Raw genomic sequence first — 21,403 nt, forward strand, 5'->3', positions numbered from 1 at the left:
GAGGGCGTTTGCTTCCGCATGGGGCTGTGGCGCCCAAACGAGGGGGTATATTCATATACCCTTTCGATCTAGTTGGCGTCCTGATTAGAAGAGGTCGCTGTGCTAGGATTCTTCGCTCGAACACGGCCCGCTGGCCGTCCATAAGATCGTTTTCGTGAGTAGCCATGGTCGACAAACTGACGCATCTGAAACAGCTGGAGGCCGAAAGCATCCACATCATCCGCGAGGTCGCCGCCGAGTTCGATAACCCGGTGATGCTGTACTCCGTCGGTAAAGATTCCGCCGTGATGCTGCACCTTGCGCGCAAGGCGTTCTTCCCGGGCAAGCTGCCGTTCCCGGTGATGCACGTCGACACCCGGTGGAAGTTCAAGGAAATGTACGCGTTCCGCGACCGCATGGTCGAAGAGCTCGGCCTTGACCTGCTGGTACACGTGAACCCCGATGGCGTTGCACAGGGCATCAACCCGCTGACCCACGGCAGTGCCAAGCACACCGATATCATGAAAACCGAAGGCCTCAAGCAGGCCCTCGACAAGTATGGTTTCGATGCCGCTTTCGGTGGTGCCCGTCGTGACGAAGAGAAATCCCGCGCCAAAGAACGCGTGTATTCCTTCCGCGACACCAAGCACCGCTGGGACCCGAAAAACCAGCGTCCAGAGCTGTGGAACGTCTACAACGGCAACGTCAACAAGGGCGAATCCATTCGTGTGTTCCCGTTGTCGAACTGGACCGAACTGGACATCTGGCAGTACATCTACCTCGAAGGCATCCCGATTGTGCCGCTGTATTTCGCCGCCGAACGCGACGTCATCGAAATGAATGGCACCTGGATCATGATTGACGACGAACGTCTGCTCAATCACCTGAGCGATGAAGACAAGGCGCGCATCGTCAAGAAGAAGGTCCGTTTCCGTACGCTCGGCGACTACCCGCTGACCGGTGCGGTCGAGTCCGAGGCTGTCACGCTGACCGACATCATTCAGGAAATGCTCCTGACGCGAACTTCCGAACGCCAGGGCCGGGTCATCGACCACGATGGCGCAGGCTCGATGGAAGAAAAGAAACGTCAGGGTTATTTCTAAGGGGTTGTCATGTCGCACGTATCTGATTTGATCAGCGAGGACATCCTCGCCTACCTGGGCCAGCACGAACGCAAGGAAATGCTGCGCTTTCTGACCTGTGGCAACGTCGATGACGGCAAGAGCACCCTGATCGGGCGCCTGCTGCACGACTCCAAGATGATCTACGAAGATCACCTGGAAGCCATTACCCGCGACTCGAAGAAAGTCGGCACCACCGGTGATGACATCGACCTGGCGTTGCTGGTCGACGGCCTGCAGGCCGAGCGTGAGCAGGGCATCACCATCGATGTCGCTTACCGCTATTTCTCCACCGCCAAGCGCAAATTCATCATCGCCGACACCCCCGGCCATGAGCAGTACACCCGCAACATGGCCACCGGTGCATCCACCTGTGACCTGGCGATCATCCTGGTCGACGCCCGTTATGGCGTGCAGACCCAGACCCGTCGCCACAGCTTTATCGCTTCGTTGCTGGGCATCAAACACATCGTTGTGGCCATCAACAAGATGGACCTCAACGGCTTCGACGAAAATGTCTTTGAGTCGATCAAGGCCGATTACCTGAAGTTCGCCGAAGGCATCGCCTTCAAGCCGACCACCATGGCCTTCGTGCCGATGTCGGCGCTCAAGGGCGACAACGTGGTGAACAAGTCCGAGCGCTCGCCGTGGTACACCGGCCAGTCGCTGATGGAAATTCTGGAAACCGTCGAAATCGCCAGCGACCGCAACTACACCGACCTGCGTTTCCCGGTGCAGTACGTCAACCGTCCAAACCTGAACTTCCGTGGTTTCGCCGGCACCTTGGCCAGCGGCGTCGTGCACAAGGGCGACGAAGTCGTTGTGCTACCGTCAGGCAAGAGCAGCCGAGTGAAATCCATCGTCACCTTCGAAGGTGAGCTGGAGCATGCCGGTCCAGGCCAGGCAGTGACGCTGACCATGGAAGACGAAATCGACATCTCCCGCGGCGACTTGCTGGTACACGCCGACAACCTGCCGCAAGTGACTGACGCCTTCGACGCCATGCTGGTGTGGATGGCCGAAGAGCCGATGTTGCCGGGCAAGAAATACGACATCAAACGCGCCACCACTTACGTGCCGGGTTCGATTACCAGCATCGTCAACCGCGTTGACGTGAACACCCTGGAAGAAGGTCCGGCCAGCGCCTTGCAACTGAACGAGATCGGTCGGGTCAAGATCAGCCTCGACGCGGCCATCGCGCTGGACGGTTACGCGAGCAACCGTACTACCGGTTCGTTCATCGTCATTGATCGTTTGACCAATGGCACCGTCGCCGCTGGCATGATCATCGCTCAGCCGGTGGCCCATGGCAGCGCTACGCACCATGGCAAGCTCGCTCACGTCGCCACTGAAGAACGCGCCCAGCGCTTCGGCCAGCAACCGGCCACCGTGTTGTTCAGCGGCCTGTCGGGCGCTGGTAAAAGCACCCTGGCCTACGCGGTTGAACGCAAGCTGTTCGACATGGGCCGTGCGGTGTTTGTGCTCGATGGTCAGAACCTGCGCCATGACCTGAACAAAGGTCTGCCACAGGATCGCGCCGGGCGTACCGAGAACTGGCGTCGTGCGGCACACGTAGCGCGTCAGTTCAACGAAGCCGGTTTGCTGACCCTCGCAGCCTTCGTTGCACCGAGTGCTGAAGGTCGTGAGCAGGCCAGGGAACTGATCGGCAAGGAGCGTTTGCTGACCGTTTACGTCCAGGCCTCGCCGACTGTTTGCGCCGAACGTGACCCGCAGGGTCTGTACGCGGCGGCCGGGGATAACATCCCGGGCGATTCCTTCCCGTTCGATGTGCCGCTGGATGCTGACCTTGTGGTCGATACCCAGTCGCTGTCGCTGGAAGAGAGCGTCAAGCAGGTGCTGGATCTGCTGCGTGGCCGCGGCGCGATCTAAGCGCTAAGCCGGCCATAAAAAACCCGCCGATGAGTGATCATCGGCGGGTTTTTTTGTGTCCTTAAGATCGCCATCGCGAGCAAGCTCGCGATGAGGCCGGAACGCGCGCCTCAAGACTTGGCTGGATACTCCCGGTGCATCTGCCCCAGCAACGCATCCTTATCCAGCCACAGCTGGTTGATCCACCCCTGAAACTGCAATCGATACTCGCCATCCTGGTCGTAGTTCTTGCCAATAAACTGCGGCGGTATCTTCAGCTCCTGAAAATGCACGACCACGTCCTTCACATTCCCGCAGAGCAAATCCCAATAGCCCGGACGGCCGCCCGGATAGTGAATCGTCACGTTGACGATGGACTCCAGCTGCTCGCCCATCGCATCCAGCACAAACGCAATGCCACCGGCCTTGGGTTTGAGCAAATACTTGAACGGTGATTTCTGCTGGGCATGCTTGCCTTCGGTGAAGCGCGTGCCCTCGACGAAGTTGAAAATCCCCACCGGGCTGTTGCGAAACTTCGCGCAGGTCTTGCGGGTGGTTTCCAGGTCTTTGCCTTTCTTCTCCGGGTGCTTTTCCAGGTACGCCTTGGAATAGCGCTTCATGAACGGAAAGCCCAGCGTCCACCACGCCAGACCAATCACCGGCACCCAGATCAGCTCCTGCTTGAGAAAAAACTTCAGCGGCTGGATGCGACGGTTGAGCACGTATTGCAGCACCATGATGTCGACCCAGCTCTGGTGGTTGCTGGTGATCAGGTACGAGTGCCGATAGTCCAGGCTTTCCAGGCCACTGAGGTGCCAGCGGGTGCGGCAGACCAGGTTCATCCAGGCCTTGTTGTTGCTGATCCACGCTTCATGGGTGTGGCTCATCAGCCAGCGCGTGAAACGCTGGGTGATGGCGAACGGCAGCACCTTGAAAATCGCCACGCAGAACAGAAACGAGCACAGCAGAATGGTATTGAGGGCCAACAACAACGAGGCAATCACGCCGCGCATGGCGGCAGGCAGGGAATCCAGCATTTAAACATCCATAGGTCGGTTGGCAGCCTGGATCGCGGTCAACGCGATGGTGTAGACGATGTCATCGACTTGCGCACCGCGCGGCAGGTCGTTCACCGGTTTGCGCAGGCCTTGCAGCATCGGCCCGAGACTCACGCAGTCGGCGCTGCGCTGCACGGCTTTGTGGGTGGTGTTGCCGGTGTTCAGGTCGGGGAACACGAACACCGTCGCGCGACCGGCGACCTGGCTGTTGGGGGCCAGTTGCCGGGCGACGGTTTCGTTGGCGGCGGCGTCGTACTGCAACGGGCCGTCGATCAGCAGCGAGTTTTGCTGTTCGTGGGCGAGCAGCGTCGCCTCGCGGACCTTCTCGACTTCTTCGCCACTGGCGGACTCTCCGCTGGAATAGCTGATCATCGCCACGCGCGGAGTGATGCCAAACGCGGCCGCCGAGTCGGCGCTTTGCAGGGCGATCTCGGCCAGTTCGCTGGCGCTCGGGTGCGGGTTCATCACGCAGTCGCCGTAGACCAGCACTTCTTCGGGGAACAGCATGAAGAACACTGACGACACCAAGGTGCAGCCCGGCGCGGTTTTAATCAGCTGCAGGGCCGGGCGGATGGTGTTGGCGGTGGAGTGAATGACCCCGGAGACGAGGCCATCGACTTCATCCAGCGCCAGCATCATGGTGCCGATCACCACAGTGTCTTCCAGTTGCTGCTCGGCCATCGGCGCGTTGAGGCTTTTGCTTTTGCGCAGGGCAACCATCGGCTCGACATAGCGTTCGCGGATCAGGTCCGGGTCGAGAATTTCCAGCCCCGGCGGCAGCTCGATGCCTTGGGCGCGGGCGACGGCTTCGACGTCCGCCGGTTTCGCCAGCAACACGCAACGGGCAATGCCACGGGCCTGACAGATCGCCGCGGCTTGTACGGTCAACGGCTCGCTGCCTTCTGGCAACACGATGCGTTTGTTCGCCGCCTGGGCACGCTGGATCAATTGATAACGGAACACGGCGGGCGACAGGCGCATCTCACGCGGGGTACCGCAGCGCTGGTGCAGCCAGTTGGCATCGAGATGGCTGGCGACGAAGTCGGTGATGATCTCCGCACGCTCGCGGTCGTCGATCGGGATTTCCTTGTTCAAACCGTTCAACTGGTTCGCGGTGTCGTAGGAGCCAGTGCTCACCGACAGCACCGGCAAACCGGCCTGCAAGGCGCCACGGCAAAGGTCCATGATGCGCGGGTCGGGTAGGGTGTCGCTGGTCAGCAGCAGGCCGGCCAGCGGCACGCCGTTCATGGCCGCGAGGCTGACGGCGAGGATGATGTCGTCGCGATCACCCGGCGTCACCACCAGCACGCCGGGCTTGAGCAGCTCCACGGTGTTGCGCATGGTGCGGGCGCAGATGATGATGTTGGTCATGCGCCGGGTTTCATAATCGCCGGCATTGAGGATTTGTGCGCCCATCAGGTCGGCGACGTCGCGGGTGCGCGGCGCATTCAATTCCGGCTGGAACGGGATGCAGCCCAGCAAACGGAAATCACCGCTGCGCAGCAACGGCGAGTGTTCCTTCAAGCGCGTGGCGAAGACGTCCATGCTTTCGTCGGTCTTGACCTTGTTGAGGATCACGCCGAGTACTTTCGGGTCCTTCGGCCCGCCGAACAATTGGGCCTGCAATTCCACGCGGCCGGAGAGCTCGGTCAGGGCTTCGCTTTCTGGCGCGGAGACCAGAATCACGTCGGCATCCAGGCTCTTGGCCAAATGCAGATTGACCCGCGCGGCGTAACTGGCGCTGCGGGTCGGGACCATGCCTTCCACGACCAGCACGTCCTTGCCGACGGCGGCTTGCTGATACAGGGTGATGATTTCTTCGAGCAGCTCATCCAGCTGGCCATCACCGAGCATGCGCTCGACGTGCGCCAGGCCGAGCGGCTGCGGTGGCCGTAAACCGTGGGTGCGCGCCACCAGTTCGGTGGATCGCTCCGGGCCGGTGTCGCCCGGGTGTGGCTGGGCAATCGGTTTGAAAAAACCGACCTTGAGGCCGGCACGCTCAAGGGTGCGCACCAGCCCGAGGCTGATGGAGGTCAGACCCACACCAAAATCGGTGGGTGCGATAAAAAAAGTTTGCATGCGGATTCTCTAAGGGAGCATGGCAAAGGCGATCGTTTATACCTGACGATCTACCGAAATTCAGTCGCCAAGGTTATCGCTAACCGGGCCTTGTGCGCACCAACCGCAATCAAAGGGCTGGCCTATTTTTTCAATACGTTGCGCGGGATCCAGGACCCAGGCACGCGATTGCCACGGTGGCTGGTGGCGCAGGTGCTGAGTATGGCCGCAGGAAAGCTCGGCCACCCAATGCCCGTCCTCATCCTGATGGAAACCGGTGACCGTTGCGCCTGGCGTCGCCAACCTTCCGTCCGGGTTGTGTTCGCTTTCGGGCGATGGCTTCGCTAAACTTGGCCTTTCTTCATTCTTATGCAAAAGGTCTCGCCCCATGCTGATCGCCGCCAATAAGGCTGTCTCCATCGACTATACCCTGACCAACGACGCTGGTGAGGTCATCGACAGCTCCGCCGGTGGCGCGCCGCTGGTCTACCTGCAAGGCGCAGGTAACATCATCCCGGGCCTGGAAAAGGCTCTGGAAGGCAAAGCTGTCGGCGACGAGCTGACCGTAGCCGTTGAACCTGAAGATGCCTACGGCGAATACGCTGCCGAACTGGTCAGCACGTTGAGCCGCAGCATGTTCGAAGGCGTCGACGAGCTGGAAGTAGGTATGCAGTTCCACGCTTCCGCTCCGGACGGCCAGATGCAGATCGTCACCATTCGCGATCTGGACGGCGACGAAGTCACCGTCGACGGCAACCACCCGTTGGCCGGTCAGCGCCTGAATTTCCAGGTCAAGATCATCGACATCCGTGACGCCAGCCAGGAAGAAGTCGCTCATGGTCACGTCCATGGCGAAGGTGGCCATCACCACTGATTTTCTGCGCTAAGCTCAGAGAACTGGAGAGGCGCCCGAGGGCGCCTTTTTAGTCGGCGGCTGTCCCTGGCGGCATTGCCAAGTGGCTGTTTCGAGAAGAACACGGGAATTTGGAGTTCGTCATGAGTGCTTTTCACGACCTTAAGTTGACAGCCCTGGATGGACAGGAGCTACCGCTGGCGCCTTTCAAAGGGCAAGTCGTGCTGGTGGTCAACGTCGCCTCCAAATGTGGCTTGACCCCACAGTACGCGGCGCTGGAAAACCTCTACCAGCAATACAAAGGTAAGGGTTTCAGCGTACTCGGCTTGCCTTGCAACCAGTTTGCCGGGCAGGAGCCGGGTTCCGAACAGGAAATCCAGGAGTTTTGCAGCCTCAACTATGGCGTGACCTTTCCGTTGTCCAGCAAGCTGGAAGTCAACGGTCATGAGCGTCATCAGCTGTACCGCCTGCTGGCGGGCGAGGGCGCGGAATTCCCGGGTGACATTACCTGGAACTTCGAAAAATTCCTGCTGGGCAAGGACGGTCGTGTGCTGGCGCGGTTTTCCCCGCGTACGGCGCCGGATGATCCGACGATCGTGCATGCGATTGAAAAAGCGCTGAGCTGACCCCCCCAAAAAATCGCAGCCCTAGGGCTGCGATTTTTTATGCCTGCCTTTTGTCCCTTAATCACTCAGATCAATAGTGCTGGGCTTGGCTTTGAACTGCACATATTATCGCCGTCATAAAATTCCATCCCGTCGATATCGTTTTCGTGGAGTGCCCCATGCCCGTTAAAGCCCTGTTCAAACCGTTCCACCTCGGCACCCTCGAACTGCCGACCCGCGTCGTCATGGCGCCGATGACCCGTTCGTTTTCGCCGGGTGGCGTGCCTAATTCCAAAGTGATCGAGTACTACCGTCGTCGCGCCGCCGCAGGCGTCGGCTTGATCATCACCGAAGGCACCACCGTCGGTCACAAGGCGTCGAACGGCTACCCGAACGTGCCGCATTTCTACGGTGAAGCGGCGCTGGCCGGCTGGAAGAAAGTTGTCGATGCGGTGCATGCCGAAGGCGGCAAGATCGTTCCACAGCTGTGGCATGTCGGCAGCGTGCGCCGTATCGGCACCGAACCGGATGCGAACGTGCCGGGTTACGGCCCGTCAGAAAAACTGAAAGACGGTCAGGTCGTGGTTCATGGCATGACCAAACAGGATATTCAGGACGTGATCGCCGCGTTCGCCCAAGCCGCCAAGGATGCCCAGAGCATCGGCATGGACGGCGTGGAAATCCACGGTGCCCACGGCTATCTGGTCGACCAGTTCTTCTGGGAAGGCAGCAACCAGCGCACCGACGAATACGGTGGCGATCTGGCCAACCGTTCACGTTTTGCTATCGAACTGATTGAAGCGGTGCGCGCCGCGGTCGGTGAAGGTTTCCCGATCATCTTCCGTTTCTCGCAATGGAAGCAGCAGGATTACACCGCGCGTCTGGTGCAAACCCCGGAAGCGCTGGGCGAGTTCCTCAAGCCGTTGTCCGACGCTGGCGTGGATATTTTTCACTGCTCGACGCGCCGTTTCTGGGAGCCGGAATTCGACGGTTCCGAGCTGAACCTGGCCGGCTGGACCCGCAAACTGACGGGCAAACCGACTATCACCGTGGGCAGCGTGGGCCTGGATGGCGAGTTCCTGCAGTTCATGGTCAACACCGACAAGATTGCCCAGCCGGCGAGCCTGGAGAAACTGCTGGAGCGTCTGAACAACGACGAATTCGATCTGGTGGCGGTGGGGCGTGCGTTGCTGGTTGATCCGGATTGGGCGCAAAAAGTACGAGACGGTCGAGAGGAAGACATCCTGCCGTTCAGCCGAGAGGCGTTGATGACGTTGGTTTAAGTCGCGTCTGGAAGGGCCTCTTCGCTAGCAGGCTCGCTCCCGCAGGTTTTGAGTACGACACAGAACCCCTGTAGGAGTGAGCCTGCTCGCGATGACTGACCCAATGTCACCAACCATCAAGGGACAGTCGATGCAGTCGGCACCACCAACTCCCCCACACAAGCCCCCCGCAACTGCCCCTCGAACTGCTCGATAATCGCCGCCCAACCCTGCCGGCTCGCATGCTGTCGCGCATTCAGGCGCACGCAGCGCAAGGTCTCGCGCTCTTCCAGCAGCCACACTGCCGCATCACAGAACGCCTCTTCATCCCCCGGCATCGCCAGCACGCCGTTATAGCCATGACGGATATGTTGAGCGGCGGCCGCCTGATCGTAAGCGACCACCCCCAATCCCGACGCTAATGCCTCAAGCACCACATTGCCGAACGTTTCGGTCATGCTTGGGAACAAAAATACGTCACCGGATGCGTAGTGACTGGCCAACGCTTCGCCGCGTTTCGAACCGCAGAAAACCGCCTCGGGCAGTTCCTGCTCCAGCGTCGCTCGTTGGGGGCCGTCGCCGATCACGATCAAACGCAGGTTGCGCTGGGGATAAGTGGCCTTCAGTGCGTCGAAACTGCGCTTGAGCAAGCCGAGGTTTTTCTCCGGGGCCAAGCGCCCGACATGAATGATCGCGATGTCGTTCTCGGCCAATCCCCATTGTTCCCGCAGCGATGCCAGCCTTTTGCTCGGATGAAACAATTGGCTGTCGACCCCCCGGGAGAGCAATGCCAGGCGTTCGAAGCTGCGACGCTCAAGCTCCATGCGCTGACTGGGGCTCGGCACCAGGGTCAGGGTCGAACGGTTGTGGAACCAGCGCAGGTAGTGAGTCAGCAATCGCGTCAGCAACCCCAGTCCGTATTGGTTGGAGTACTGCTGAAAGTTGGTGTGAAAGCCGCTGACCACCGAAATCCCCAGCCGCCGTGCCGCACGCAATGCAGACAAGCCCAGCGGCCCTTCAGTGGCGATGTAGAGCACGTCCGGGCGATGCCGGGTCCAGCGCCTGAGCAACTTGTGCATCGACGACTGGCCCCATTGCAGGCCGGGATAGCCCGGTAGCGGCCAGCCGCGGCACAACAGCAAATCATCGTCACTGCTCATCTGCAGATCACACAGTTGGCGTGGCCGGACCAATTCCACCTGATGCCCGCGCGCGCGCAAACCGTCGCACAAACGGCCAAGGGTATTGGCCACGCCGTTGATTTCCGGAGGGAATGTTTCAGTGATCAGGGTGATATGCAGAGCTGTCGTCATGACCTCAGTGTGGGCTGAGGCCATGTCGTCATTGTGGCGCTTTGATGATGGATTTATGACCTGATCAGCGCTGGGCCACCAGATTCTCCGCGCCGCGCTCACGCACCCAGAACAACGTCGCGCCCGCCACGGCGGCCGGCATCATCAGAATGTTGACCACCGGGATCAACAGCACCAGATACACGCTGCCGCCGAAGCTCATGCTCTGCCAGCGCTTCTGCCGCAGCCAGGCGAGCATCTCGTTCCAGCCCAGCTTGTGGTTGTCTGCCGGGTAGTCGATGTACTGGATCGCCATCATCCACACCCCGAACAACAGCCACAGCGGCGCGGCAATGATGTTGACCACCGGGATGAAGGACAGGATGAACAGCCCGATCGCCCGAGGCAGGAAGTAGCCGAGTTTGCGCATCTCCCGGGACAGGGTGCGCGGAATCATGGCGATCAGTTCGCCCCAACTGAAGGACGGGAAGTCGTCGGTGCCGCGCACCACCACTTCGACTTTCTCCGCGAGGAAGCCGTTGAAGGGCGCGGCGATGACGTTGGCGAGCATTGTGAAGGTGAAAAACACCATCAACACCACCAGCACCACAAAAATTGGCCAGAGGATGTAGCTGAGAAAACTCAGCCAGTCGGGCAGGGTCGGCATCAGCGTATCGACCCACACACTGAATTGATGGCCAGCCAGATAAATCAATCCGACGAACAGCACCAGGTTGATGGCCAGCGGCAACAACACGAATAAACGCAGGCTGGGGCTGAGGACCAACTTGAGGCCTTCACGCAGGTATTGCGGTCCGGACAGGACGGGTGCGGGCATAACGTGCTCCGGGCAGAGGGAAACGCGCCGACCTTACCGGCTTTGCCGAAAGGGGGAAAGCGCGGCGGCGGTATCGACATTCACTGTAACAAAGACGCCTATATAGTCGCCGCAGTGGGATAGAGACCGCCTATGAGCTGGATTGTTAAACCGTATTTCCTTAATCTTCGCCCCCTCGATACGCTGCACCCAATCTTTTTGCAGGACTGTCGTACTCAAGCCTTCCCCAAGGTCAACCACGGTCCTTTTTTATTCCCGCCGGCAACCCGGCGTTCCGCGCCCGTTGTTCAGGGCCGGTCAACAGGAGCAGGTCATGTCTGAAGTCCGTCATTCGCGAGTGATTATTCTCGGTTCCGGCCCTGCCGGTTACAGCGCTGCGGTCTATGCCGCCCGTGCCAACCTCAAGCCGCTGCTGATCACCGGCATGCAAGCCGGCGGTCAGCTGACCACCACCACCGAAGTCGACAACTGGCCGGGCGACGTCCACGGCTTGACCGGCCCGGCGTTGATGGAGCGCATGAAAGAGCACGCCGAGCGTTTTGAGACCGAGATTGTTTTCGATCACATCAATGCCGTGGACTTTGCTTCCAAGCCGTACACCCTGATCGGCGACAGCGCGAAGTACACCTGCGACGCACTGATCATCGCGACCGGCGCCAGCGCTCGTTACCTGGGCCTGCCGTCGGAAGAAGCATTCATGGGCAAAGGCGTGTCGGCCTGCGCGACCTGCGACGGTTTCTTCTACCGCAACAAGCCAGTGGCTGTGGTCGGCGGCGGCAACACCGCGGTTGAAGAGGCGCTGTACCTGGCCAACATCGCCAGCAAGGTGACCCTGATCCACCGTCGCGAAACCTTCCGCGCCGAGAAGATCCTGATCGACAAGCTCAATGCCCGGGTTGCCGAAGGCAAAATCGAGCTGAAACTGAACTCGAACCTGGACGAAGTCCTGGGCGACAACATGGGCGTGACCGGTGCTCGCCTGAAGAACAACGACGGCAGCTTCGACGAGCTGAAAGTCGACGGCGTGTTCATCGCCATCGGCCACACCCCGAACACCTCGTTGTTCGAAGGTCAGCTGACGTTGAAAGACGGCTACCTGGTGGTGCAGGGCGGCCGTGAAGGCAACGCCACAGCGACCAGCGTTGAAGGTATCTTTGCCGCCGGTGACGTGGCTGACCACGTTTACCGTCAGGCCATCACCTCGGCCGGCGCCGGCTGCATGGCGGCACTGGACACCGAGCGTTACCTGGACGACCTGCAGAACGCCACGTTCTGAGATCGTTGAAATGAAAAAACCGGCCTCGGCCGGTTTAATGAGATGGTCACCCCACACCCTGCGAGGGCTACGCTTTCGCAGGGTGTTTTGTTTTCGCAGGCCATCATCATGAGCGAGTCAGCGCTGATCGGTATCGATCTCGGTAAACACAGTTTCCACCTTCACGGCCAGGATAAGTCGGGTCGTGAGGTGTTTCGCAAAAAGTTCTCACGACCGCAGGTGATGCATTTTTTCGGCAACCTGCCGAGCTGGGTAGTCGTTTGCTGAACTTGCCGTGTGTCGGGCCGATCACCGCCAGCCTATTGGCTGTGGAGATGGGCGATGGTCAGCAGTACCGATGCAGTCGCGATTCTGCTGCGTCCGTTGGCTTGGTGCCCAGGCAGTACAGCACGGGTGGCAAGGCCAACCTGCTGGGGATCCAATAAACTAGCGCGTATCGCCTGGGCGATAGCCGCTCACCCTACGCAGTATGAAGCAGGGCCAGGCGCGCTGAAGAAACTGTAGGAGTGAGCCTGCTCGCGATAGCGGTGTTTCAGTCGACATCAATGTTGAATGATCGATGTCATCGCAAGCAAGTTCGCTCCCACAGGCGGGGCGTCAGACCTTCAGCCTTTGAGCCGCTCCTGAACGAAATCCATCACTTTCAGCGATTGATAGATCGCATTGGCGGCCACGCGCCCGAACGGCCCGCCATTCCAGTCCAGCAGGTAAGGCTTGAACAACTCATACCGCTTCGTTTCCCCGCACACCGCCTCGGCAATCACCCGCCCACCAATCGAGCCGGTATTCAGACCGTGACCGCCAAATGAAGTACAGGCCCAAACACCCGGTTCCAATAACCCCAGGTTGGGCATTTTATTGGTGGAGTACCCCATCAGACCGGACCAGGCCAATTCGATCTTTACCGGTGCCAGTTGCGGGTAGACCGACACCATGTCGGCCTTGAGCATCGCCGCCAGGGCTTGCTCGTTCTGTTCGTTGCGGGTCGTGATCCGTCCACCCCAGAGGAGGCGGTCGCCTTCGACGATGCGGTAGTAGTCAGACGCGCGGCGGTCATCGGAAAAAGCCGCGCCGGAATCGAGGACGTTTTTGATCGAGTCGCCCAGGTGTTCGGTTAACACCACATAGGTGGCGATGGGCAGGTACGCGCGGCTGAGCTTTTGCAACTCGGCGCCGCCATAACCGCCGGCGCAGAACACCAGGTCCTTGCAGCACACGGTGCCATGCCCGGTCTTGATGATGTTGTCGCTGCCTTCACGGTGCCAGGCGAGCATCTTCGATTGCTCGAAAATCCTGCTTCCAGCCGTTTCGATGGCCAGGGCCAGGCCCAGGCAATAATTGAGCGGGTGGAAATGCATGGCGTTCGGGTCTTCGACACCCTGGAAATAGCGCAACGTGTGTGCCCGTTCGCGGATTTGCGCGGTGTCGAGAAAGTTGAGTTCATACCCGAAATCGCGGCGCATGGCGTCAATGTGGCTTTTCACGCCGGCACCGTCGTCGTAGCGCTTGACCCGAATCGTGCCGGCGGACGGCGTGCAACCGCTCAGGGCCAATTCAGCGATGTTGCGGCGGACAATCTCCACGCCTTCGACCGACATCTGGAACAGCGCCCTGGCGTGTTCCAGCCCAAGTTTCTTGCGAATCGCGCCAGACCCTTCCGCCCAGCCCGGCGAGACCACGCCGCCATTGCGTCCAGACGCGCCCCAAGCGACCTGATGGGCTTCGAGGATGATCACGCGCTTGCCGCGGCGGGTCAGCTCAAGGGCCGCCGTGAGGCCGGCGATGCCGGCACCGATGATGCACACGTCGCAGGTTTCGTCCGTGTTCAATTCAGACCTGGCTGGGCGGGGCAGCGAGGTCCGGGAATACCAGGTGTTGGGGAAGGACATGGTCAATCCTTGAAGAGTCGGTTCTCTGTGGGAGTGAGCCTGCTTGCTCCCACAGAAAGGGGGGCGTTTACTTGATGGTCGAGTAGTCGACGCCGTACCACTTGTCCGACAGCTTGGTCAGCGTGCCGTCCTTGTGCATTTCGCCGATGATTTCACCCAGCTTGGCCTTCAACTCCGGGTCACCCTTGTCGGTGGCAACGGCCAACGGTTCGTAAAACACCACACCGTTGTCGACGGCGCGCAACGGATAACCCTTCTTGACGGCGGCATCCAGCGTGCTGCGTTGCGTGAGGATCGCATCCAGTCGGGTACCGTCGCCCAGGCGCAGGTCGTCGAGTGGGCCGACGGAGCCGGAGTAAGTCTTCATTTTCTCGGTTTTGACGTCGTAGACAACGGGCGGCACGTCGGTGGTTTCGATGGCCAGCGCCTGGCTGAAATAATCCTCGGACGTGGTGCCGCCTTCGACGCCGATGGTTTTGCCATTGAGGGCTTTGTGGTCGGTGACCGTGGATTTGTTGTGCACTGCAAACACATAGGGAACGTAGTAATAGGTGCCCGGGAAATCGAGAATCCGCGCACGACTTTTGGTCGCCGTCATCGAGCCCACAGACACGTCCCAGCGGCCATTCCACTTGCCTGCGGTAATCACGTCCCAGTCGGGTGTGATGAATTTGGCCTCGACGCCGAGACGCTTGGCGATCTCTTTGGAAACATCAATGTCAAAACCGTCGATTTCGTTTTTGTCATTGATAAACCCCTGCGGTGGCCAGGTCGCCGAGGTGGCGACGGTCATCGTCTTGCTGCTCTGGATCTTGTCCAGCACGGCGCCGGCATTGGCGACGCCGACAAACAACAGTGACAGGGAGGCTGCGAGGGTGATTGCGCGTTTTCTACTGAGCATGTCCATCTCCACTTTTCGTTATTGTTATGCGGGGGGTAAAGCGCTTCTCAGTGACCGATGATTTGCGACAGGAATTTCTGCGCGCGTTCGGTCTGCGGGTTGTTGAAAAACTCGGCCGGGGTGGCTTGTTCGATGACCTGGCCCTGGTCCATGAACAACACACGGTCCGCGACTTTGCTGGCGAAGCCCATCTCGTGGGTCACACAGATCATGGTCATGCCGTCGGTGGCCAGTTCGCTCATGACGTCCAGCACTTCATGGACCATTTCCGGGTCCAGTGCGGAGGTCGGTTCGTCAAACAGCATCACTTTGGGATTCATGCACAGCGCCCGCGCAATGGCCACGCGTTGCTGCTGACCGCCGGACAGTTGCGACGGATATTTGTGCGCGTGTTCGGCAATGCGCACGCGTTCGAGGTAAAGCTGTGCGCGTTTTTTCGCCTCGGCAGACGACACGCCTTGCACCAGTTGCGGGGCCAGGGTCAGGTTGTCCATCACACTCAAGTGCGGGAACAGGTTGAAGCTCTGAAACACCATGCCGATTTCGCTGCGCACGGCGCTGACACTTTCCGCTTCGCTGGTGAGGGTGATGCCATTGACCTGGATGTGGCCTTTCTGGAAATTTTCCAGGTGGTTGATGCAGCGGATCATTGTCGACTTGCCCGAACCCGACGGTCCGCACACCACCAGGATTTCGCCAGTGGCGACTGTCAGGTCAACATCGCGCAAGGCGTGAAAATTGCCGTACCACTTGTTCAGGCCGGTGATCGAAATCATTGAAGGACCGGGATTTACAGTCGCAGCCAGGTGAAGCTGTTCAGCGGTATTGGTTCGAGTCATCACGTATCAGCCCCTTGCCGTGGAACGGTTGACCCGTTTTTCGATCCGCGCCTGCACCCGTTCGAGAATGAACGACAGCGCCCAGTAAATCATTGCCGCAGTAATCAGCATCTCCAGGTGGCGGAAGTCTGCACGGCCCTGGGTCTTGGCCAGGTACATCAGTTCCCAGACACCGATCACCGACACCAGCGAACTGTCCTTGAGCATGGCGATGAATTGATTGCCGGTCGGTGGAATGATCACCCGCAAGGCCTGGGGCATGATCACGCGGCTGAGGGTTTTGAACGGGCTGATGTTCAGCGCTCGTGACGCTTCCCACTGACCGACCGGAATGCTCTGGATACCGGCACGGAAAATTTCGGTCATGTAGGCGCCGTAGCACAGCGACAGCGCCAGAATGCCGGCCGGCACGGCGTCAACCACATAGCCGAGTTGCGGCAGACCCAGGTAAATCAGGTAGATCTGAATCAGCAGCGGTACGCCACGAAAGAACGAGGTGTAGAACGACGCGAGCGCATTGGCCAGGCCGTTGTTCGACAGCTTCGCCACCGCGCCGATCAACGCCAGTACAAACGCGATCACAATGGCCACGGCAGAGATGTACAAGGTGGTGGCGGCGCCCTGGATGATGAGGAAACCGACCTTGTCGAGAATGAAACTGTAGGAGAGGTCGAAGGTGTCGAAGAACGCCAGAAACAGAATCAGCAACTCGACCCACACCACCGTGGTTTGTACCTTGAACTTCAACCGCCCGAGCACATGGAAGTTCAGCGTGCCCAGTGCAGCGATGCCCAGGCCAATGGCAATGTTGCGAGCGGTCAGGCTGTCCGGGGCATTGCCCAGCAGCGGTTGCAGAAAATGACTGAGGGCGCTGTTACCCAGGTTCATCAGGTAGGAGCCAAGAAACAGCACCACGGCTACGCCGAGCAGGAATTGAGGATCGTTAGACTTTTTCTTATAAATTATATTGTCGTGATACATGACTGCCTCGGTTTGTAGGTGGTGACGATCTCGCTAGGTAAAGGGGGTTTTGGTCAGTATTGCGACGCGAATTCAGGGACAACAAGCGACCATAATTCGCTATGTCAGTCCCTGAGCTCATTTTGCTGTCAGGACAGTTTCGCGAGGCAGGCCTCAAGGATGTCCAGCCCTTCCTCGAGCACGGAGGCTTCGGTGGTCAGCGGTGCCAGCAGGCGGATGATGTGGCGCGACTTGCCGCTGGGCATCAGCAGCAAGCCTGCCTCTCGTGCCAACGCCAGCAATTGCGTCAACTGGGCCGGCGCCGGTGTGCCGTCGGCATGGGCCAACTCGATGCCGCGCATCGCGCCAATACCGGTCAAGCGCCCCAGATACGGTGAAAGTTTGCTGGCGCGCCAGGCTTGATATCGGCTGACGATCGCTTCTTCCTGCTGCGCGCCCCAGGCTTGCAGGTTGGTATCCGTCATTTCATCCAGCGTCGCCAACCCGGCAGCGCAGGCGATGGGATTGCCCGAGTAAGTGCCGCCCAGACCGCCCTTGGGCAACGTGTCGAGCAATGCCTTGCGCCCGACCACCGCGCCCAGCGGCACGCCGCCGGCAATGCTTTTGCCCAGCAGGATCAGGTCTGGCTCAATGCCCAGCCGCGAAAACGCAAAACGCTCGCCAGTGCGGCCGAAGCCGGACTGGATTTCATCGGCGATCAGCAGGATGTTCTTTTCATCGCAGAACGTGCGCAGCGCTTGGGCGAACTCCACGTCCATCGCGAGGAAGCCTGCTTCACCCTGCACCGGTTCAACGATGAAGCAGGCCACGTCTTCAACATCGATTTCGACGCTGAACAGTCGGTCCATGGCCTTCAGCGCTTCGGCGCAGGTCACGCCGTTGTCCTTGCTCGGGTAGGGCAAGTGAAACACCGGACCGGGCAGCACGCCGACTTTCTGTTTGTAGGGGGCGACCTTGCCATTGAGGTTGAGGGTGGCGAGGGTGCGGCCGTGGAAGGCGCCGTCGAAGGCGATCACGGCGGTGCGCCCGGTGGCGCCACGGACGATCTTCAGGGCGTTTTCCGCTGCTTCCGCGCCGCTGTTGGTGAGCATGCCGCTGACCGGGTAATCCACCGGAATGAACGCGCTCAGACGCTCCATCAGTTCGAGGTAGGGCACATGCGGGGCGGCGTTGAACGCGTAGTGGGTCAGGCGGGTGGCTTGTTCGCGAATGGCCTCGACGATGCGCGGGTGGCAATGGCCGAGATTCAGTACGCCGATGCCACCGACGAAGTCGATGTAGCGTTTGCCATCGGTGTCCCAGACCTCGGCATTTTTGCCGTGGCTGAGCGTGACAGGATGAACGATGTTGATCGACCGGCTGATGGATTCGCTGCTCATGGATGACCGACTCTGAAGAAGGGATGCTTCTTTTTATCTAAGCCGTGAGCAGCGGTTTGGGGCAAACGAAATAAAGTGGCCGGGTCAATCTTAAAAGTCGGGATGTGCAGTCAGGCGTGAATCAGCGGCGAGTGAGCGGTTGCTGAGTGAACTTCACACCAGCCAGCCCATGAGCAATCAGCGCGCGGATATTGCCGTGGTCGCTGCCTTCAGGCGTTGCCACCACCGAGCGGTAATGCTCGCCAAACGCCAGCAGCGCTTCTTCATCGCTCAAGCCCTCCAGCAGCGCCAGACCCAGGGTTTTGCACGAACCTTCGTTCTGACCGGCTGCGTTTTCCACACCACCGTTGTTGAAGGCCTGTGGCTGATAGTCGTAACCGGCGGCGATGAAGGCCAGGGTGTCGGCAAAGGCGTGTTCGCCACTCTTGAGGCTGGCGCGCAGGGTGTTCAAATCACTCATTGGGTTTTCCTTTGGCGAACGCCGCTTGTTGTTCGGCGCTGGCTTCTTGCTGGTATTGGGCTTTCCATTCGGCGTACGGCATGCCGTACACCACTTCGCGGGCGTCATCGAGGCTGACGTCGATCTGGCGTTCGTCGGCGGCGGCCTTGTACCACTTGGACAGGCAGTTGCGGCAGAAACCGGAGAGGTTCATCAGGTCAATGTTCTGCACATCCTTGCGGCTGTCCAGATGCGCTACCAGTCGGCGAAAGGCGGCGGCTTCAAGTTCCAGGCGTTGTTGATCGGTCATGGGGGCCTCTGCGAGGCAGCTTCAAGCGGCAAGCTTCAAGCTGCAAGATGGATTGCGGTGGCTTGTAGCTTAACGCCTGAAGCTTGAAGCTTGAAGCTTAGCGGCTTGCCGCGAGCGTAATCGACACCGATTCGGCGAATCGCAGGGCGTGAGGTTTATCGACTTCAACCTCGGCGTACAGCACCGACGTGTTGGCCATGACCAGATCGAGGATTTCCTGGGTCAGGCGTTCCAGCAGGGCAAAGCGATTGCCTTCAACGTGGGCGATGATTGCCTTGGTGATGGTGCGGTAGTTCAGCGCGTGATCGATGTCGTTGTCGCGCACTGCTTCCTGGGCCGCATACAGGATGGTCAGGTTGATCAGCACATCCTGCTTGTTGAGGATTTCATCCTCGTTGATTCCGATGTAAGTCCGCAGGCACAGGTCCTTGACCCGGATGCGTGCCATGCCTGGTTGAAGTTGTGGCATTACGACGTGCTCCGTCCAATCAATTGCAGGAACTCCTGGCGGGTGTTGCTCGACTCGCGAAAGGCGCCGAGCATCACCGAGGTGTTCATGGTTGAATTCTGTTTCTCGACACCGCGCATCATCATGCACATGTGTTTGGCTTCGATGACCACCGCGACGCCTGCCGCGCCGGTCACCTGTTGCACCGCATCGGCAATTTGCCGGGTGAGGTTTTCCTGGATTTGCAGGCGCCGGGCGAACATGTCCACCAGTCGCGCAATTTTCGACAGGCCCAGCACCTTGCCCGTTGGAATATAAGCCACATGGGCCTTGCCGATGAAGGGCAGCAGGTGATGTTCGCAGAGCGAGTACAGCTCGATGTTGTCGACGATGACCATTTCATCGTTGTCAGAGGCGAACAGCGCACCATTGACGATCTCTTCAACACTTTGTTCGTAACCATGGCAGAGGTACTGCATGGCTTTGGCTGCGCGCACCGGGGTGTCGATCAGGCCTTCGCGATCCGGGTTTTCACCAAGACCGATGAGGATCTCGCGGTAGCTTTGGGACAGTGCGTTCTGGGGCAGGATCAGCGTCATGGAACATCCTCGCGGGGCATCTTATTTGAGGTGCCTTCCGCCATTGACGGTCAGGGTGGTGCCGGTGACATAAGGGTTGTCGAGCAAGTAGCGCAGGCTCTGGTAGATCACTTCGCTGCCAGGTTCGATGCCCAGCGCGGACTTGGCCAGTGCCTTGGCGCGGTAAGCCGCGTCGTCCTCGGGGTTGAACATTAGCAGGGCGGGCGCGATACCGTTGACCTTGATTGTCGGCGCATATTTCGCGGCGAAGGACAGGGTCAGGCTGTCGAGCCCGGCTTTGCTGGCGCAGTAGCCGATGTGCCGGCTGCTGCCCTTGCGGGTCACGTCATCGCTGATGTGCACAATGTCCGCCGGGTGCGAGCGTTGCAGCAAGTCGGCACAGTGCAGGTTGATCAGGTAAGGCGCAAGCATGTGCACGCTGAACATGCGGGTGAAGGCAGCGGCGTCGTTGTCCGGTGTTTCGCTCAGCCATTCGGAGGCGTTATGGACAATCGCCCGCAGGCTGTCAGTGTGGGTTTTCAGCTCGCTGATGAACGCCAGGATCCCTGCTTCAGTGGAAAAGTCGGCAAACACAGCGAGAGCGCCCAGATCGCGCAATGCCTGGACGCCCGGGCGTTCGCTGCGGTAGCTGAAGATCACCCGTTGGCCGTCTTTGATCAAACGCTGCGCACAGTGCAGGCCGACACGCTGGCCGGCACCGGTGATGAGGATTGGGGCTGCGGAAGAGGTCATGAACGGCTCGCGTCGCGGTAAGAGCAAAACTATACCAGCGACGGGAGGCGTGTACCTATGTTGGTGACGGCTTAGCGGTTCTGTGTGGAAGGCTGGACAGTCAATGGCCGTGCCGGTGTGCTATTCAGCCAGTTGGCCAGCAGGCGGGTCGACAACGGAATGAAGAAGTAGACCATCAACGGCGTCAGGCACAGCGTGCTGACAAGCACCCGTGGCAGCAGGCTCACTTCGTTCAGCAAAGGCCCCAGGATAAAGTTGAACAACAGGGACACTGGAAAGAACGCCAGCCAGATCGCTACCGCCTGTTTCCAGCGGGGCGGGCGCTGACCGACCGCGCCGAACCAGCCCTCGATCCCGCTGACGCGATGTTCCGTCTTGTGGGCAAACAGGTCACTGCCGCGTGCCAGCCAGGCTGTGCGCGACGCAGAGTGTTCCCAGGCGTGCATGGTCTGCTCATCGGCAAAGCGGAAAATAATCTGGAATTCGTCATCGTCGGGCGGCGGAGCGAGCACGCCAGAGCCCAGATAACCGGGAAAATCGGTGGCCAGTTGCTCGCCTTCGCGCAACCAGGCCATCAGGTCTTGATAGCGCCCTTCGGCCACGCGGCGCGCAACCATCAGGGTGACGGGTGAGGTAGACATCATGTATCTCCGTGAACGTTTGCGGTACACCGGG

The 21,403-nt window shown here is 59.7% G+C and carries 23 protein-coding genes and 1 pseudogene; 8 read left to right on the forward strand and 16 right to left on the reverse strand.

Features of this window, described 5'->3' with window-relative positions:
* The first annotated feature begins 164 nt into the window (after positions 1 to 164).
* Complete coding sequence (cysD, locus tag D882_RS0118225) at positions 165 to 1,082, forward strand: sulfate adenylyltransferase subunit CysD (RefSeq protein WP_027924547.1); 918 nt, start codon at positions 165 to 167, stop codon at positions 1,080 to 1,082.
* Positions 1,083 to 1,091: 9 nt separating this feature from the next.
* Entirely contained in the window at positions 1,092 to 2,990 is a 1,899-nt protein-coding gene (cysN, locus tag D882_RS0118230; protein ID WP_027924548.1) for a sulfate adenylyltransferase subunit CysN, read from the forward strand.
* Positions 2,991 to 3,100: 110 nt separating this feature from the next.
* Here the strand turns inward: cysN and D882_RS0118235 are convergent, their stop codons facing one another.
* The 3 genes from D882_RS0118235 to D882_RS1000000132115 are packed head-to-tail and all read right to left on the reverse strand — an operon-like array spanning position 3,101 to position 6,505.
* On the reverse strand, positions 3,101 to 4,006 hold the full coding sequence (locus tag D882_RS0118235) for an acyltransferase (RefSeq protein ID WP_027924549.1): 906 nt from the start codon (positions 4,004 to 4,006) through the stop codon (positions 3,101 to 3,103).
* Positions 4,007 to 6,106 carry a phosphate acetyltransferase gene (pta, locus tag D882_RS0118240; protein ID WP_027924550.1) on the reverse strand — a complete coding sequence of 700 codons (2,100 nt, stop codon included), beginning with the start codon at positions 6,104 to 6,106 and terminating at the stop codon, positions 4,007 to 4,009.
* A gap of 60 nt (positions 6,107 to 6,166) precedes the next feature.
* The gene (locus D882_RS1000000132115; protein WP_081743972.1) at positions 6,167 to 6,505 is read right to left on the reverse strand and encodes a DUF3565 domain-containing protein; all 339 of its coding nucleotides are present in this window, start codon (positions 6,503 to 6,505) and stop codon (positions 6,167 to 6,169) included.
* Here D882_RS1000000132115 and D882_RS0118245 point away from each other — a divergent pair.
* From D882_RS0118245 to D882_RS0118255, 3 genes are all read left to right on the forward strand, one after another.
* Positions 6,474 to 6,959: a peptidylprolyl isomerase gene (locus tag D882_RS0118245; RefSeq protein ID WP_027924551.1), complete on the forward strand. Its 486-nt coding sequence runs from the start codon at positions 6,474 to 6,476 to the stop codon at positions 6,957 to 6,959. The two genes, D882_RS1000000132115 and D882_RS0118245, sit on opposite strands and share 32 nt — an antisense overlap.
* 122 nt (positions 6,960 to 7,081) lie before the next feature.
* Entirely contained in the window at positions 7,082 to 7,564 is a 483-nt protein-coding gene (locus D882_RS0118250) for a glutathione peroxidase (RefSeq protein ID WP_027924552.1), read from the forward strand.
* 158 nt (positions 7,565 to 7,722) lie between these two features.
* The gene (locus D882_RS0118255; RefSeq protein ID WP_027924553.1) at positions 7,723 to 8,826 is read left to right on the forward strand and encodes an NADH:flavin oxidoreductase; all 1,104 of its coding nucleotides are present in this window, start codon (positions 7,723 to 7,725) and stop codon (positions 8,824 to 8,826) included.
* 116 nt (positions 8,827 to 8,942) lie between these two features.
* On the opposite strand, the gene D882_RS0118260 is transcribed toward D882_RS0118255, so the two are convergent.
* Together D882_RS0118260 and cysZ are read right to left on the reverse strand one after the other, a co-directional pair.
* On the reverse strand, positions 8,943 to 10,142 hold the full coding sequence (locus D882_RS0118260) for a glycosyltransferase family 1 protein (protein WP_027924554.1): 1,200 nt from the start codon (positions 10,140 to 10,142) through the stop codon (positions 8,943 to 8,945).
* A gap of 40 nt (positions 10,143 to 10,182) precedes the next feature.
* On the reverse strand, positions 10,183 to 10,935 hold the full coding sequence (cysZ, locus tag D882_RS0118265) for a sulfate transporter CysZ (RefSeq protein WP_027924555.1): 753 nt from the start codon (positions 10,933 to 10,935) through the stop codon (positions 10,183 to 10,185).
* Positions 10,936 to 11,248: 313 nt separating this feature from the next.
* Here cysZ and trxB point away from each other — a divergent pair, with 313 nt between their 5' ends.
* From trxB to D882_RS1000000132125, 3 genes and pseudogenes are all read left to right on the forward strand, one after another.
* Entirely contained in the window at positions 11,249 to 12,211 is a 963-nt protein-coding gene (trxB, locus tag D882_RS0118270; protein ID WP_027924556.1) for a thioredoxin-disulfide reductase, read from the forward strand.
* 42 nt (positions 12,212 to 12,253) lie between these two features.
* Positions 12,254 to 12,478 carry a hypothetical protein gene (locus tag D882_RS1000000133585; RefSeq protein WP_050590210.1) on the forward strand — a complete coding sequence of 75 codons (225 nt, stop codon included), beginning with the start codon at positions 12,254 to 12,256 and terminating at the stop codon, positions 12,476 to 12,478.
* A pseudogene (locus D882_RS1000000132125) lies at positions 12,457 to 12,630 on the forward strand (transposase); the annotation flags it as partial. The gene D882_RS1000000133585 and the pseudogene D882_RS1000000132125, both read left to right, overlap by 22 nt.
* 186 nt (positions 12,631 to 12,816) lie before the next feature.
* On the opposite strand, the gene D882_RS0118280 reads toward D882_RS1000000132125, so the two are convergent.
* The 11 genes from D882_RS0118280 to D882_RS0118330 form a co-directional block, all read right to left on the reverse strand.
* Positions 12,817 to 14,100 carry an FAD-binding oxidoreductase gene (locus tag D882_RS0118280; protein WP_027924557.1) on the reverse strand — a complete coding sequence of 428 codons (1,284 nt, stop codon included), beginning with the start codon at positions 14,098 to 14,100 and terminating at the stop codon, positions 12,817 to 12,819.
* 67 nt (positions 14,101 to 14,167) lie between these two features.
* Positions 14,168 to 15,001: a transporter substrate-binding domain-containing protein gene (locus D882_RS0118285; RefSeq protein WP_027924558.1), complete on the reverse strand. Its 834-nt coding sequence runs from the start codon at positions 14,999 to 15,001 to the stop codon at positions 14,168 to 14,170.
* Positions 15,002 to 15,048: 47 nt separating this feature from the next.
* Positions 15,049 to 15,840, reverse strand: coding sequence for an amino acid ABC transporter ATP-binding protein (locus tag D882_RS0118290; protein WP_081743971.1), 792 nt, complete (start codon positions 15,838 to 15,840; stop codon positions 15,049 to 15,051).
* A 6-nt stretch (positions 15,841 to 15,846) separates the two neighbouring features.
* Positions 15,847 to 16,821, reverse strand: a complete 975-nt coding sequence (locus tag D882_RS0118295; RefSeq protein WP_027924560.1) for an amino acid ABC transporter permease — start codon at positions 16,819 to 16,821, stop codon at positions 15,847 to 15,849.
* 128 nt (positions 16,822 to 16,949) lie between these two features.
* Positions 16,950 to 18,200 (reverse strand): aspartate aminotransferase family protein, encoded by a 1,251-nt coding sequence (locus D882_RS0118300; protein ID WP_027924561.1) that lies wholly within the window; start codon positions 18,198 to 18,200, stop codon positions 16,950 to 16,952.
* 121 nt (positions 18,201 to 18,321) lie between these two features.
* Complete coding sequence (locus tag D882_RS0118305; RefSeq protein WP_027924562.1) at positions 18,322 to 18,660, reverse strand: HopJ type III effector protein; 339 nt, start codon at positions 18,658 to 18,660, stop codon at positions 18,322 to 18,324.
* Entirely contained in the window at positions 18,653 to 18,949 is a 297-nt protein-coding gene (locus D882_RS0118310) for a DUF1244 domain-containing protein (protein ID WP_007944633.1), read from the reverse strand. The genes D882_RS0118305 and D882_RS0118310 overlap by 8 nt, the downstream gene beginning before the upstream one ends.
* A gap of 97 nt (positions 18,950 to 19,046) precedes the next feature.
* Entirely contained in the window at positions 19,047 to 19,418 is a 372-nt protein-coding gene (folX, locus tag D882_RS0118315) for a dihydroneopterin triphosphate 2'-epimerase (RefSeq protein ID WP_027924563.1), read from the reverse strand.
* Complete coding sequence (folE, locus tag D882_RS0118320) at positions 19,418 to 19,996, reverse strand: GTP cyclohydrolase I FolE (RefSeq protein WP_027924564.1); 579 nt, start codon at positions 19,994 to 19,996, stop codon at positions 19,418 to 19,420. Before folE ends, folX begins: the two co-directional genes overlap by 1 nt.
* Positions 19,997 to 20,017: 21 nt before the next feature.
* Complete coding sequence (gene folM, locus D882_RS0118325; RefSeq protein WP_027924565.1) at positions 20,018 to 20,728, reverse strand: dihydromonapterin reductase; 711 nt, start codon at positions 20,726 to 20,728, stop codon at positions 20,018 to 20,020.
* Between the two features lie 71 nt (positions 20,729 to 20,799).
* Positions 20,800 to 21,369 carry an antibiotic biosynthesis monooxygenase gene (locus D882_RS0118330; RefSeq protein WP_027924566.1) on the reverse strand — a complete coding sequence of 190 codons (570 nt, stop codon included), beginning with the start codon at positions 21,367 to 21,369 and terminating at the stop codon, positions 20,800 to 20,802.
* Positions 21,370 to 21,403: the final 34 nt, after the last annotated feature.

The organism is Pseudomonas sp. URMO17WK12:I12, assembly GCF_000514395.1.
In the GTDB taxonomy this organism is placed as follows: domain Bacteria; phylum Pseudomonadota; class Gammaproteobacteria; order Pseudomonadales; family Pseudomonadaceae; genus Aquipseudomonas; species Aquipseudomonas mucoides.